Origin of the sequence: Pseudomonas fluorescens, from assembly GCF_902497875.1 — a bacterium.
Taxonomy (GTDB): domain Bacteria; phylum Pseudomonadota; class Gammaproteobacteria; order Pseudomonadales; family Pseudomonadaceae; genus Aquipseudomonas; species Aquipseudomonas fluorescens_BR.
Genome location: NZ_CABVHY010000019.1, coordinates 1 through 14,190 on the forward strand (window position 1 = coordinate 1; position 14,190 = coordinate 14,190).

Annotated in this window: 8 protein-coding genes; 2 read left to right on the top strand and 6 right to left on the bottom strand. The window is 59.1% G+C overall.

Going from position 1 to position 14,190, the window contains the following annotated elements; genetic code table 11:
• Both F8N85_RS19235 and F8N85_RS19240 read left to right on the top strand, forming a co-directional pair.
• A partial coding sequence (locus F8N85_RS19235; protein ID WP_224795713.1) for a hypothetical protein occupies positions 1–1,730 on the top strand: 1,730 nt, incomplete at its 5' end.
• Positions 1,731–1,779: 49 nt separating this feature from the next.
• Entirely contained in the window at positions 1,780–7,182 is a 5,403-nt protein-coding gene (locus F8N85_RS19240) for a hypothetical protein (protein WP_150805121.1), read from the top strand.
• Between the two features lie 61 nt (positions 7,183–7,243).
• On the opposite strand, the gene F8N85_RS19245 is transcribed toward F8N85_RS19240, so the two are convergent.
• From F8N85_RS19245 to F8N85_RS19270, 6 genes are all read right to left on the bottom strand, one after another.
• Complete coding sequence (locus F8N85_RS19245; protein ID WP_150805122.1) at positions 7,244–8,575, bottom strand: DUF58 domain-containing protein; 1,332 nt, start codon at positions 8,573–8,575, stop codon at positions 7,244–7,246.
• A 160-nt stretch (positions 8,576–8,735) separates the two neighbouring features.
• Complete coding sequence (locus F8N85_RS19250; RefSeq protein WP_150805123.1) at positions 8,736–9,752, bottom strand: AAA family ATPase; 1,017 nt, start codon at positions 9,750–9,752, stop codon at positions 8,736–8,738.
• Positions 9,749–10,912, bottom strand: coding sequence for a DUF4350 domain-containing protein (locus F8N85_RS19255; protein ID WP_150805124.1), 1,164 nt, complete (start codon positions 10,910–10,912; stop codon positions 9,749–9,751). The genes F8N85_RS19250 and F8N85_RS19255 overlap by 4 nt, the downstream gene beginning before the upstream one ends.
• Positions 10,909–12,447, bottom strand: a complete 1,539-nt coding sequence (locus F8N85_RS19260; protein ID WP_150805125.1) for a DUF4129 domain-containing protein — start codon at positions 12,445–12,447, stop codon at positions 10,909–10,911. The genes F8N85_RS19255 and F8N85_RS19260 overlap by 4 nt, the downstream gene beginning before the upstream one ends.
• Positions 12,434–13,414: a stage II sporulation protein M gene (locus F8N85_RS19265; RefSeq protein ID WP_150805126.1), complete on the bottom strand. Its 981-nt coding sequence runs from the start codon at positions 13,412–13,414 to the stop codon at positions 12,434–12,436. The genes F8N85_RS19260 and F8N85_RS19265 overlap by 14 nt, the downstream gene beginning before the upstream one ends.
• Positions 13,411–14,136 (bottom strand): RDD family protein, encoded by a 726-nt coding sequence (locus F8N85_RS19270; protein ID WP_150805127.1) that lies wholly within the window; start codon positions 14,134–14,136, stop codon positions 13,411–13,413. Before F8N85_RS19270 ends, F8N85_RS19265 begins: the two co-directional genes overlap by 4 nt.
• Between the last annotated feature and the right edge of the window lie 54 nt (positions 14,137–14,190).

Below are 14,190 nucleotides of genomic sequence, written 5' to 3' on the forward strand. Positions count from 1 at the left end.
GCACTACCGTTTCTCCCGGTTTTCTTGTTGACGCAATAGTGACGGTGCCGACCGCCTCTAAATGGCGGGCACAGTTTTTTTATGGCCCCACTTTAATCCGAGAGTACCGCGGGACTCCAGTCGCTGGAATGGCGATTGCGTTTAATGTGCCCAGGGATTTGATCCGGCCAGGAGCAGATTTCTACTTCAGGCTCGACTATGCCAAGCGCGTGGCATTTTGGGATACTTGGAGTGATTGGGCGTATTCAGGTGATTTGAAGATGGCCGGCGGTGTTAAGCCAGTCCCACCAGTTGTTAGCGCGCCGCAAGACGGGAGCAAGCATCCCATAGGGAATGTGGAAATTAGGGGGACCTGTTCGCTAGGAGCGACGGCTGTTGATGTATTGAACTGGGACAATAGTAAGTTGGCCGATGCCACGGTGAACGGGACCATCTGGACTTACAATCGTGTCTGGGACGCTGGCACCAAGCACGTCAAGGCCAGGCAATGGGTGAATGGTACGCCTTCGGACCCAGGCAATCAGCACGAATTCGTAGTAGGAGCGTTCGCCAAGCCGCCCAAACCATTGATTCTTTCGCCGGAGCAGGGAGACAAGTACCCAGTAGGTCCATTGATGGTTATCGGTTCCTGTTTGTCGGGAGCAACGGTTGAGGTGCTGAATTGGGACAATAGTAAGCTGGGCGATGCTACCGTGACCGGCACCATTTGGACTTACAGTCGTGTCTGGGACGCTGGCACCAAGCACGTCAAGGCCAGGCAATGGGTGAATGGTACGCCTTCGGACCCAGGCAATCAGCACGAATTCGTAGTAGGAGCGTTCGCCAAGCCGCCCAAACCATTGATTCTTTCGCCGGAGCAGGGAGACAAGTACCCAGTAGGTCCATTGATGGTTATCGGTTCCTGTTTGTCGGGAGCAACGGTTGAGGTGCTGAATTGGGACAATAGTAAGCTGGGCGATGCTACCGTGACCGGCACCATTTGGACTTACAGTCGTGTCTGGGACGCTGGCACCAAGCACGTCAAGGCCAGGCAATGGGTGAATGGTACGCCTTCGGACCCAGGCAATCAGCACGAATTCGTAGTAGGAGCGTTCGCCAAGCCGCCCAAACCATTGATTCTTTCGCCGGAGCAGGGAGACAAGTACCCAGTAGGTCCATTGATGGTTATCGGTTCCTGTTTGTCGGGAGCAACGGTTGAGGTGCTGAATTGGGACAATAGTAAGCTGGGCGATGCTACCGTGACCGGCACCATTTGGACTTACAGTCGTGTCTGGGACGCTGGCACCAAGCACGTCAAGGCCAGGCAATGGGTGAATGGTACGCCTTCGGACCCAGGCAATCAGCACGAATTCGTAGTAGGAGCGTTCGCCAAGCCGCCCAAACCATTGATTCTTTCGCCGGAGCAGGGAGACAAGTACCCAGTAGGTCCATTGATGGTTATCGGTTCCTGTTTGTCGGGAGCAACGGTTGAGGTGCTGAATTGGGACAATAGTAAGCTGGGCGATGCTACCGTGACCGGCACCATTTGGACTTACAGTCGTGTCTGGGACGCTGGCACCAAGCACGTCAAGGCCAGGCAATGGGTGAATGGTACGCCTTCGGACCCAGGCAATCAGCACGAATTCGTAGTAGGAGCGTTCGAAAAGTTGGATAAAGTCGCAGTGATAGTGAATGCCGTTCGTCGAGACTGTCAGTTTTTACAGGTGGTTTTGCTTCTGGGTTGCCAGTAGAAATTGCCTACTGAAACTGCAGTAGGGTTAGGAAAGGAGCGTTGAAATCATGGCTGACGACGAAGTAATTACGAATGTGGATGAAGATCCCCCGCAACTCTTGTGGATTGCGCCCCTTATCTTTAGTCCGGGAGCTGGCACTACCGTTTCTCCCGGTTTTCTTGTTGACGCAATAGTGACGGTGCCGACCGCCTCTAAATGGCGGGCACAGTTTTTTTATGGCCCCACTTTAATCCGAGAGTACCGCGGGACTCCAGTCGCTGGAATGGCGATTGCGTTTAATGTGCCCAGGGATTTGATCCGGCCAGGAGCAGATTTCTACTTCAGGCTCGACTATGCCAAGCGCGTGGCATTTTGGGATACTTGGAGTGATTGGGCGTATTCAGGTGATTTGAAGATGGCCGGCGGTGTTAAGCCAGTCCCACCAGTTGTTAGCGCGCCGCAAGACGGGAGCAAGCATCCCATAGGGAATGTGGAAATTAGGGGGACCTGTTCGCTAGGAGCGACGGCTGTTGATGTATTGAACTGGGACAATAGTAAGTTGGCCGATGCCACGGTGAACGGGACCATCTGGACTTACAATCGTGTCTGGGACGCTGGCACCAAGCACGTCAAGGCCAGGCAAACGGTGAGAGGTGTGGCTTCTGACCCAAGCGCCCAGTGCGAGTTTTTCATTGTTGAGATGACCCAACCGCCTGTGCCGGAAATCAATGAACCGCAACAGGGTAGTATTCACCCCGTAGGTAATGTGAGGATCAGAGGGACCTGTTTGAAGGGCGCGATTGTAGATGTGCTGAACTGGGACGATAGCGTGCTTGCCGTTGCTACGGTGAACGGGACCATCTGGACCCTTGATTACATTTGGCAGACCGGCTTTAAGCACGTCAAGGCCAGGCAAACCTTGAACCATTGGCGTTCCGACCCAAGTCCCGAACGCGAGTTCATCGTGGGGATACCAGGCAAACCGCCCGCGCCGGAGATTACCGAGCCAGCACCAGGAAGCAAGCATCCCGTAGGAAATGTGAAGATTAAAGGCACGTGTCTGGCGAGATCGACTGTAGAAGTGCTGAGCTGGGATGGTACTAAGTTGGCCGACGCTGTGGTGGGTGGCACTACCTGGGAGCTTGATTACACTTGGGATACCGGCGTTAAGCACGTCAAGGCTCGACAAACCGAATACGGCAAGGTTTCCGATCCAAGCAGAGAAGTCGAGTTCACCGTAGGGACTCCCGCCAACCCGCCAGCGCCCAAAATTACCGAGCCGCAACCAGGCAGCACGCACCCCACTGGTAGATTGACGATTGAGGGGACGTGTTTGGCAAGGGCGACTGTTGAGGTGCTCTACCCCAACGATAGTAAGTTGGGCGATGCCGTGATCCACGGCACCAACTGGTTTTTTGATTCCACTTGGGACGCTGGCGTTAAGGGTATCAAGGCAAGGCAAACTGAGTACGGCAGGGTGTCCGAGCCCAGTATTACGTGTTCGTTCAAAGTGAAACCGTCCAAACCGACGATTCTAAAGCCCGATACCGCAGAGACGGGTCTACGGCCGGAATTTTCCGGTGGCTGCATGGCGGGCGCAGCAGTCGAATTGCGGTATGTCGGCGGCGCCTCCCTGGGGGCGGTCACGGTGACTGGAACGACTTGGCGTTTCACGCCAACAGCCGACTTGTCACTGGGCGGGAAATCGGTCGAAGTGGTGCAAACGGTAAACGGGGTGCCGTCCTTACCCAGCGTTGCGCGGCCGTTCACGGTGGTGCTTCCGAGTCCGACTATCTCTAGCCCGACGGATAACCAGGTGATAGACATCGGTTCGGTTTTCACGGGATCTAATGGGTACTTCGGGCCCGGGGCGAAGGTGAGCCTGCAAAAGTCGGGGGTCGGCACTGAATGGGCTACAGCTACAGCGAATGCCGATGGGGGCTGGACCTCAACGGCGCTGACCTTGGGGCCCGGCGCTTACCAAGTGGCTGCACGGAATGTGGTGAGTGGCCAGAATTCTGCTTATTCTCTGCACCAAGGTTTCAAAATACGACCGTCCAAACCGACGATTCTAAAGCCCGATACCGCAGAGACGGGTCTACGGCCGGAATTTTCCGGTGGCTGCATGACGGGCGCAGCAGTCGAATTGCGGTATGTCGGCGGCGCCTCCCTGGGGGCGGTCACGGTGACTGGAACGACTTGGCGTTTCACGCCAACAGCCGACTTGTCACTGGGCGGGAAATCGGTCGAAGTGGTGCAAACGGTAAACGGGGTGCCGTCCTTACCCAGCGTTGCGCGGCCGTTCACGGTGGTGCTTCCGAGTCCGACTATCTCTAGCCCGACGGATAACGAGGTGATAGACATCGGTTCGGTTTTCACGGGATCTAATGGGTACTTCGGGCCCGGGGCGAAGGTGAGCCTGCAAAAGTCGGGGGCCGGCACTGAATGGGCTACAGCTACAGCGAATGCCAATGGGGGCTGGACCTCAACGGCGCTGACCTTGGGGCCCGGCGCTTACCAAGTGGCTGCACGGAATGTGGTGAGTGGCCAGAATTCTGCTTATTCTCTGCACCAAGGTTTCAAAATACGACCGCCGAAACTGGTGATCACCCAACCCGGCTCGCCGATAGAATCGGGGCAGACAATTAGCGGTACCGGGTTTTATGCGGGGGCGACGTTGATCCTGCGCAGGGACGGCACGGTGGTGCCAGGCACTTTCACGAACAGTGGGGCTAACTGGACATTTACGGCCACTGGTATGTGGCCGGGCGACTGGACGATCACGACCGAACAAACCTACAACGGCGTGACCTCAGACCGAAGCGATCCGCGCACATTCAAAGTACGGCCCTACAAGCTGGTGATCACTGCGCCTGCGCCGGGTTCGACGACAGCGCAGAATCAGACGATCAGCGGTAATCGTTCTATGCACTACGACACGACGCTGAAGATGCTGGATGGTGCAGGTAAGGAGGTCCCTGGTAGTTTCTCGACGCCTGAGATTTATAGCTGGGTATTTACACCCACCCCGATCCTGGTGCCGGGAGAACGGACGTTCAAGGTGGTGCAGACCGCGGGTGGTGAGGCTTCCTTACCCAGTGAACCGCTCACGTTTAAAGTAAAACCGCCGAAACTGGTGATCATCCTACCGACCAGTCCAACCGAACCGAAACAGCCGCTGACCATTACTGGGGTTGCTTCGGGTGCGGTCACGTTGAAGATGTTCACGGGGGCGGGCGCCGAGGTACTTGGCAGTTTTACCGGCAGCGGGGCCACCCGCACATTCACCCCGACCCAGAACTGGGTACCTGGAGATAATACGGTCAAGGTGGTGCAGACCGTAAATAGTGTGCCTTCCGATGCCAGCGATCTACTCACCTTCAAAGCGAAGCCCAGCGTCCCGAATATCACTTATCCCGAATATGAAGGAAAAACATCAGGACAACTCCCAAGGCTTGAAGGCGGGGGCTATTCCGGTTCCAGGCTTGAGGTGCGATATCTGGACGATACTCCGGTGGCCGAGGATGTCCCGGTGGATGACGGTAGCTGGTCTCACCCAGCCAACCATCCATGGGACCTGGGACGGCACACGCTGAAGGTGAGGCAAACGTTCAACGGGCAAGCTTCGGATTGGTCAAAGCCGCACGCCTTTGACGTTAACCCGGATAGACCCTCGTTCACGGAGCCAGAGAAGGGCACTGAAACTTCATCGCTTCCGATTATCAGCGGCAAGAGTTTGCCCTATGCGGATGTCACCGTACGGCTCAAGGGCGGTAGGGTGTTATTCACCAAAACAGCGGATGCGGATGGAGAGTGGTCAGACAAAGTAGCCCAGCCCCTGGACTCCGGGTCGCAGTTAATTGAGGCACAACAGGCGTTCAACGGACATGTTTCCGACTGGAGTGAAGTCCATACATTTGACGTAAAAAAAGAGGCTGTACACCAGCCACCAGGCATCATCGCTCCTCGGGAGGGTGGCAGCATGGGGGCTAACAGCATACTCTTTCGCGGGACCGGTCTTAACGACTTACAGGTCAAGTTGAAGGTCACTAAAGGAGTCGTAGATACGGGTGCGGACGAAGTTTCAGTGAAAAATCGTCAGTGGAGTTCTCATAAAAGAATCAAGTTGGAAGCGGGCTCCTATACATGGCAAGTTCAACACCACTCCGACAGTGGCGAGTCTGACTGGACGCGCCCTCGTATCATTGACATTACCGCTGCTGCATTCGAGTTTGCCGAAGCCGGCCCGGTGATTGGCCGGCCGGTGGTGGACTCCGGCGAGAGCGTACTGTTGCGAGTTCAGGCCGTGTCCACCGAAACCGGGGACGGGATTGAGGGGCTTCACGTTGACTGGAGTGTGGATGGGCAAGCAGTCATGGCGACTACTGTCACCGGTCCGGGCGGTTGGACCAGCTTCAGGTACATACCGGAGACCGCGGGTGAGCACCTGGTCATTGCCGGTTTAACAGAAGAGAACGAAGGCGTCGTAGTCGAGGAACCGTTTGAGGTGACCGCATTGCAGCGCAATGCCTGGGCGCGGGAGTTCGAGCTTTGGCTGGATGGAGATTTGGTTGATCTGGCGAAGATGGAGCTTTTGCTTCTGGAGGGACCACCGCATTTGTTGAAGTTGATTCCTAAAAAGGGAAGTCCGTTGATCGGGCTTACTCATGTCAGCCTGGAAGACCTGCATGGGGTGGCTGAGCTGGGACTTGAGGTCGATCCGCCGTTAGGGACGAATATACCGTTGAAGGAGAACGAGTTGACGACGGTATGGACGATCAAGGCCAGTACCAAGGGTGGGTTTTTCGGGTTGAAACTTAGCAGCCCTAAACTGCCGGACTGGCAGTTACCGGGGCGGGTGCTTGCCAAAAATCTTGCCGAGGAAGTGGACGTCCGATTCGATACCTTCCCGATGGTCTTCGGGGGCGGTACTGCGTATCCCTGTCATGGAACGACGCATACCGTCACCGTGCGACCAAAACCTCACAGTCTTTTGCTTGGCATGGACGTGAAGCTGGAATGGAGCGGTGAAGCCGCAGCAGACCTCGGCGTAGTTGTGACACCAGAACCGGAGGACATTCAACAGCTGGTACCGGGCGGGGTGACGTGGACGCTGAATTGCGTCAATAGCATTAAAAACGGGAGCTTTTCATTGCGGTTGAATGTCCCGGAGTGGGGCTTCAGGTCTTTGGAGTTGCCAATGTCTTTGGGGCATAACAAGGTAAAAATAACTGAAAGGTTTGGACCTGAGAAGATGGGGGGCTCAGCGTCTTATTGGAGGAAAGGAGTGCGTGTGGCTTCCACGTTCACCGGGCAGGTAGCGCATAATGTTCCGGTGACTGTAAAAGTTTCCGGGAGAGATCCATTCGTAAGCTCTACTGGGTGGGATGGTTGGATATTCGTCAATTATTACGATGGTCAAACTGCGTCTTTCAAGATTCACAACCTGTATGACGGAAGTTATCTCTGATAATCGGTATTGTTCTTAACGTAGTCAGCGCCCTTTCTCATTCGAGAAAGGGCGTTTTTCGCTAAATTACCCCCGCTTTTTTCCAGTCTAGATACCGCGTCACCAGTTCAGCCCCCAGTTCACTGGGCCGCGCATCCAGCACCGGAACGCTGTGAGCGGTCAACCGCTCATGAAGCTCGGCGCGGGCATTCAAGTAATCGACCGTGCCGCAGTAGGCCAGCGCTTCGGACAAGGTTTGAACCGGCGCTTGTCGCACACTGTCGAGTACTTCCTCGCGCAGGCTGGCGACCAGTACCCGGTGCTGGCGGCCGATGCGTTTGACGGCGGTCAGCAATTCTTCGTCATCTTCATCCCGCAGGTTGGTCACCAGTACCACCAACGCCCGGCGTTTCTGACGGGCCAGCAGCTGGTTGGCGACGGCCTGGTAGTCGGCGGGGCGTTGGCTGCTGTCGAGGTCGTAGACGGTATTGAGCAGCACGTTGAGTTGGCCCTGGCCTTTGACCGGGGCGAGGTAACGCGATTGTTCGCCGGCAAAAGTGCTCAGGCCTACGGCGTCGCCTTGGCGCAGGGCGACGTAGCTGAGCAGCAGGCAGGCATTGAGGGCATGGTCGAAATGCGCCAGCTCGCCGTCCTGGCTGCGCATGCGCCGGCCGCAGTCGAGCAGGAAGATGATTTGCTGGTCGCGTTCGTCTTGGTACTCGCGGGCAATCGGGGTGCGCTGGCGGGCGGTGGCTTTCCAGTCGATCTGGCGCAGGCTGTCGCCTTCGCGAAATTCGCGCAGTTGGTGGAATTCCAGGCCCAGGCCACGACGTTGACGCTGGCGGACGCCGAGCTGGCTGAGCCAGTTGTCCACGGCCAGTAACTGCGCGCCATACAAACGGGCGAAGTCCGGGTAGACCCGGGTGCTGTCGATCGCGGTCAGATAGCGTCGGTCGGACCACAGGCCCAAGGGGCTGGGCAGGCTGATTTCGCAGCGTTCGAAGCTGAAATGACCGCGCTTGAGCGGGCGCAGGCGGTAACCGATCAGGCTCCGTTGGCCCGGGTGCAGCTCGACTGATTGCGGCAGGTTCTCGAAATTCAGGCCCTGCGGCACGTGGTCGAACAGTTGCACCTTCAACGGTTGTCGGTAGTCGTGCTGGATTTCGAGGCTTACTTCGCCCCAGCGACCCAGTGCCAGGCTGCCGGGCATCTGCCGTTGCAGGCGTGGAGAGGGCAGGCGTTTGAGTCTAAGGGCGTCGAGCAGCGCCAGGAGCAGGAGGGCGAGTAGCAGTGCCCAAGCGATGGACAGGATGTTTTGGGCCACATTGATCCCAAGCGCTCTGAGTGACCCCAGCACGATGCTCAGGATCAGCAGGATACCGAGCCAGGTCAGCAGCAGGCGGGAGGGTTTCATGGGTGTGGGGATCCCACGCAGGGTTTCAGACCGTGTGTGGGCCGGTAAAGATCGCAGCCTGCGGCAGCTCCTACACCGACCGTGTGCAACCGCAAATCCCGTAGGAGCTGCCGAAGGCTGCGATCTTTTTGAGAGCACCGCCGATTCGTCATGAACGTATTCACAACCGTGGCGCCGGCACTTGATCGAGCAGTTGTTTAAGTACTTGATCCACCTCCAGCCCTTCGATATCCAGCTCCGGCGCGATCCGCACACGGTGGCGCAGCACCGCCAGGGCACAGCCCTTGATGTCATCCGGAATCACAAACTCACCGCCGCGCAACAAGGCCCTGGCGCGTGCGCCGCGTACCAGGGCAATCGAGGCGCGAGGGCCGGCGCCGAGGGTCAGGCCGGGCCAGCTGCGGGTGGTGCGGGCGATACGCACGGCGTAGTCGAGCACCTGTTCGTCCAGCGGCAGGTCGCTGGCGATCCGTTGCAGGGCCAGCACATCCTTGGCTTGCAGCACGGTGCGCAATGGTTGCACGTCGAGCATGTCGGCCCTGGTCGAACGACTGACCTGACGGACCATGTCCAGTTCCTGCTCGGCGTCGGGGTAGTCCATGCGTACTTTGAGCATGAAACGGTCGAGCTCGGCCTCCGGTAGCGGGTAGGTGCCTTCCTGTTCGATGGGGTTTTGCGTGGCGAGCACCATGAATGGCTGGCCGATCGGCAGCGCCCGGCCTTCGAGGGTGACCTGGCGTTCCTGCATGGCTTCGAGCAGCGCTGCCTGGGTTTTTGCCGGCGCGCGGTTGATCTCGTCGGCCAGCAGCAGGTTGGTGAACAACGGACCTTTACGCAGCTTGAACTGCTCGGTTTGCATGTCGTACACCGCGTGGCCGGTGACGTCGCTGGGCATCAAATCCGGAGTGAACTGGATGCGCGCGAAGTCACCGCCAAAGCAGCGTGCCAGGGCGCGGACCAACAAGGTCTTGCCCAGCCCCGGCACACCTTCAAGCAGCACATGGCCACCGGCAATCAAGGCGGTGAGCACGTCATCGATCACTGCATCCTGGCCGATCACGGCCTTGCGCAGTTCATGGCGCACCGCCTGGGCCAATTGGCTGGCCCGCTGACGCTGCTGGGCGGCCTGGTTGCTGACGGGCTCGATCTGGCCCGCATCCGTCGGTTGTTCGCTCATAAGGCATTCCTGAGAGTTTGCAGCTGGGCCACCTGACGGCTGAAGTCAGCGCTGGATAGCCGTTGTTTTGGCGGTGGGCTGAGAGCCTGACTGATGGCGCGGGTGGGTTGCCCGCTCAGGCGCGCGAGCACCTGCCATTGTTCGGCAACGCCGAGTCGTTCAAAACCCGGGTGGCGGTGTCGGGCGCGGCGCAGGATATCGTGTTGCAACGTCTGTAACAGGCGGCCTTGACCGCTGCGCCGCAGCAGGAAATCGGCGCTGGCGCGCAGGTGTTCCTGAAGTTGTCGGCGGGCCTTGGGCGCTGGCGCTTGCAGCGGGCCGTGACGCATCGCAACGTGCCAGATCCCCAGGCCGGCCAGGGCTGCGAGCGCGACCAGAGCTTGTGGGAAATAGCGCAGCAGCAAGGTCAGCAAGTCGTCGTGGTCAATGTTGAAGAGCAGGGTCACGCGGGTGTCCGAACTCAGGTACCAGAGCAGCCAGGCATTATCGTAGCGACCGATGTTCGGGTTTTTCCAGAGCTCGGCGTCGGTGACCACGGTGATCGAGCCGAGGCCATAGTTAAGCTGCATCATGTGGGTGGCCAAGGCACTGTTGGCCCAGGCCTGGGCGAGGTTGTTCGGGTCTTCGAGATGAAACTCGGTGTCGAAACTGACGTAGGCCGGCGCGTCTTCGTCTTCGAGATAAAGCTTGGTCAGCTTGGAGTAGGGGGCTTTAGTGGCTTTGGCCGACGGCTGTTTAAGGTCTTTGCTCAGGTATTGGCGCAGTTGCAGGCGGTCGAGCAGCAGATCGCCACTGCGGCCCGTCTCTTGATCCCACAGCGCTTCGGCAACCAACAGCAAGCGCCCGCCGGCCCTGGCCCAGTTCAGCAACTGATCGGCCTGGCGCGGGCTCATGTTCGCCCGTTCGCCCAGCAACAGCAGGCTTTGTTGATGCGGCTCCAGGGTCGGCAGGATTTCCAGGTTGTTGGCGTGGGCGACCTGCAGACCTTGCTGGCGCAGAAAGAGCTCGGCGGCCAGGTACGGATTGGCCACCGCCTCGGGAGAGGGGCCGTGATCGATCACTTCCTGATAAGGCCTGGCGTTCAGGTAGAGATAGGCACCGAGTGCTATCAGCACACCGCTGATGAGCAAACCGACAAGCCACAGCAGGCGCCGATTCATCGTGGCGCCCCCGAGTCGAACAGCTCGCGCCAGGCATCACAGAGTTCCTGGTGCAAATGCACAGGGGGCAATCGATGACCGTAGGCCAGGTTCTGCCAATGCAGGGTGAGGTTTTTGCTGAAGGCTTGCAGGGCCGGATGTTGCAGCTGCTGGATGCGCTCCAGCACCTGGCCTTCGGTGTCGGCGGCTTTCAGCGGCAGGTCAAAATCATGCAGCAGGCGGCTGAGCAATGCCCGATAGAGCAAGCCAAGCGCTTCACGAGGTTGCGTCGGCCAGAGGCGTTCGGCGCTGGCGGCGACATCGGCGGGCAGGGTGTCGAGGCTGACGTCCAGGCCGAACAGTTGCTCAGGGGCCGGGCGAGCCATCCGGCTGCGCGGCACCGGGTGGCGACCGACAAAGGCCTGTAACCACTCGCGGTAATGCCAGAGCAGCAGGGCAATGCCACCTGTGATGCACGCCCACAGCAGCATTTCGATGACCTTGGCCAAGGAGCCGAAACTATGGCTGTCGAACATCCCCAACAGTGTTTTCAGCCATTGCGGCGCTTGTACGTTGCGGGTCTGATCTGGCGGGTCTTCGCCGAAGCGATATCGAGTAACGGTTTGCGGATTCTGGAACGGCGGTTTTTCAAGTATGGCTTCGATGCTATCCCTGGACGCCTGGCTGGTCAGCGATTGGTCGAGCAAGCGCGGGCTCTGCGGCCCATTGGGCGATTCAACTGCCCAGGCCGGCGGCGCGATGGGGATCAGCATCAGCCCGATCAGCATCAAGGTCACGGCGACGCTGCTCAAGCGTTGACGCAGGCGGCGGAAGATCAGTTCGATGTCCCAGGCTTCGAGCACGGTGCGCCGGTTGAGGTACAGACTGAAGCCGCAGGCGACATACACCGGTTCCCAGACAATCAGTACCAACACGTAGAGGGCGTTGATCAGGTGTTCCAGCCACAGCCAGTCCTGCGTGGCCGCGACGATCAATGCCTGCCAGCTCCAGTCCAGCTCGACCTGTTGCGGCAGAAGCAGATAGAACAGCACCATCAGCCCGATCCACCAGGCCAGCTCCAGGTGAACGCCGATTACCGTCAGCCAGCGCGCCGCGCCGCCGTTGCGTTGTTGCAGCACCAGCAACCGTTGCTGGCGCGCCTGCCCGCTCAGACCCTCCAGTTGCACCACGGGCATGATGAAACTGCGACTCAGGCTCAGGCGACGCCAGGTCAGGCTGGCCAGCAATTGCGGTTTGAGCAGGCGCGGCCACTGGCCCAGCGCCTGCTTCAACGTTGGGGTTTCACCAAACAGGGCTTTGGAAAGGATATACAGCGGCAGACGATCGAACGCCGGTTTCAACCACCAGAACAGCAGCAAGGCGAGGTTGGGCGAGTCCCATAGCAGCAGGCTGAGGAGTGCGAAGACCGGCAGGGTGATGAGCGCCCAACTGGTCATCAGCAGGCGTCGATGTTGCTGGCTCAGCAGTACGCCCAGGTCCATGGCTTCCCAGCGGGTGCGCGGGCGGATGACCACACTGGCATCACTCAGGCGCATGGGGCGTACGTCCGGCAAACAACAGGTAAGCCGCCATCAGCAGCCAGAGGACTGCACCCACCAGGTACTTGATCAGTGGCGTGGGTTCGGTCATGGACGACCAATAGGCTTCTATAAAGGCCGCAATCAGCAGAAACAGCATCACCCCGCAGATCAACTGCACACTCTTGCGCGCCGCCAGCCGCAAGGCATCACCGCGTGGCAGGCGTCCCGGCGCGATCAATGCCCAGCCCAATTGCAGGCCGGCGGCCCCTGCCAGGGCAATGGCGCTGAGTTCGAAGGCACCATGGCCGATGACGAACGACCAGAAGTTTTCTCCATAGCCGATGTGCGTCAGGTGGCCGGCGACGGCGCCGATCATCAGGCCATTGAAGAACAGGAAAAACACGCTGCCCAGGCCAAACAGCAAACCGCTGGCGAAGGTCTGAAAGGCAATGCCGATGTTATGCATGATGTAATAACCGAACATCACCCAGTCTTCACTGGAGGCCCGGTCGGCGGTTCGCCCGAGATGGTTGGCGGCGGGGTCGTACATGCTTTGCAGCTTGGCCAGCTGTTCGCTGGAGACCAGGCTGTAGATCAGCTCCGGGAACAGAAAAACCAGAATGCCGATGCCGAACAGACTGCCAAAGAACAACAGGCCGGCCACCAGTACGAAAGGCCATTGCTCACGGACCAATCGTGGGAAGCCGGCAAGGATGAAACTCAGGGTATCGGCGCCCAACTGGCCGCGATGCCGGTAAAGTTGTTGATGGCCTCGCAGTGCAAGCTGTTGCAGCGGGTCGATGAGGAAACTGCTGTAGCCGCGCTCCTGGGCCAGGGCCAAGTGCTGGCAAAGGCGCCGGTAGTCCTTGGGGAAATCGCTGCAGTCAGCGGCCTTCGCATTGCCACCTTCCAGCTGTTCCAGGCGTCGGGCAAATTGATCCCACTCGGCTTGATGGCGGCTTTCGAACAGGCTTTGCTTCATGGCGGCCCCAGCAAGCCGCGGGCGATGCCGTTGAGTTCGGCAACGGCGCGTGGCGCAGAGACTTGCAGCGGCTGGGCGAGGATGGCTGCCAGTTCGTGCACTCGCTCATCGGAGAGCTCGCCCTGGCGTTCGGCAAAACTCAACACCGCGCGCTGTTCATTCAGATTGAGGATAAAGGGCGGCCGCAGCGGTTGCGCGAGGGGCAGGTGCGGGCGCGCTATCGGCTGTTCGCGGTAGATCACCAGCGTGCCGGCCGCCAGGTCGCCAAGACGCTTGAAGGCAGGATGTTGCAGGCAGCTGAGGGCGCCGAGGAAGTAACCGAACGGCAGCATATCGACAAAACGCAGCAGGTTACGGGTCAACGAGGCGCTCCAGCCGATGGGCGTGCCGTCGTCATGGACAACCCGCAACCCCATCAGTTGTTTGCCCGGCGAGCGACCCTGGTTGAGCACTTCGAACAGCACCATGTACCACCAACTGATCAGGAACAGCAGGATCGAGCCCAGGCCGATGCCGAGTTCGCCGAGAAACCCCAGGAAAACAAACAGCAGGGCAAGGATCAGCCCGCGAATGCCCAGGTCGATGGCGAAGGCCAGCGCACGGGGCATCAGCCCGGCCGGACGCAGTGGCAGGTCGATACCTTCTGGCGTCTCGACCTGGTACCGGGTATCCAGCGGCGGGTGCAGCGGTGCGTTGCGTGGCAGTGCTGAAGTCTGGGGCATGGGCAACGTGGTGGGTGGCCTGGTTGTGGGTCAATACTGAGCCGATGCTAGCAG

Bases quoted from the DNA above. Each gene is read 5' to 3' on its own strand.
- F8N85_RS19240 (WP_150805121.1), top strand. From the start codon at position 1,780: ATGGCTGACGACGAAGTAATTACGAATGTGGATGAAGATCCCCCGCAA.
- F8N85_RS19245 (WP_150805122.1), bottom strand. From the start codon at position 8,575: ATGAAACCCTCCCGCCTGCTGCTGACCTGGCTCGGTATCCTGCTGATC.
- F8N85_RS19250 (WP_150805123.1), bottom strand. From the start codon at position 9,752: ATGAGCGAACAACCGACGGATGCGGGCCAGATCGAGCCCGTCAGCAAC.
- F8N85_RS19255 (WP_150805124.1), bottom strand. From the start codon at position 10,912: ATGAATCGGCGCCTGCTGTGGCTTGTCGGTTTGCTCATCAGCGGTGTG.
- F8N85_RS19260 (WP_150805125.1), bottom strand. From the start codon at position 12,447: ATGCGCCTGAGTGATGCCAGTGTGGTCATCCGCCCGCGCACCCGCTGG.
- F8N85_RS19265 (WP_150805126.1), bottom strand. From the start codon at position 13,414: ATGAAGCAAAGCCTGTTCGAAAGCCGCCATCAAGCCGAGTGGGATCAA.
- F8N85_RS19270 (WP_150805127.1), bottom strand. From the start codon at position 14,136: ATGCCCCAGACTTCAGCACTGCCACGCAACGCACCGCTGCACCCGCCG.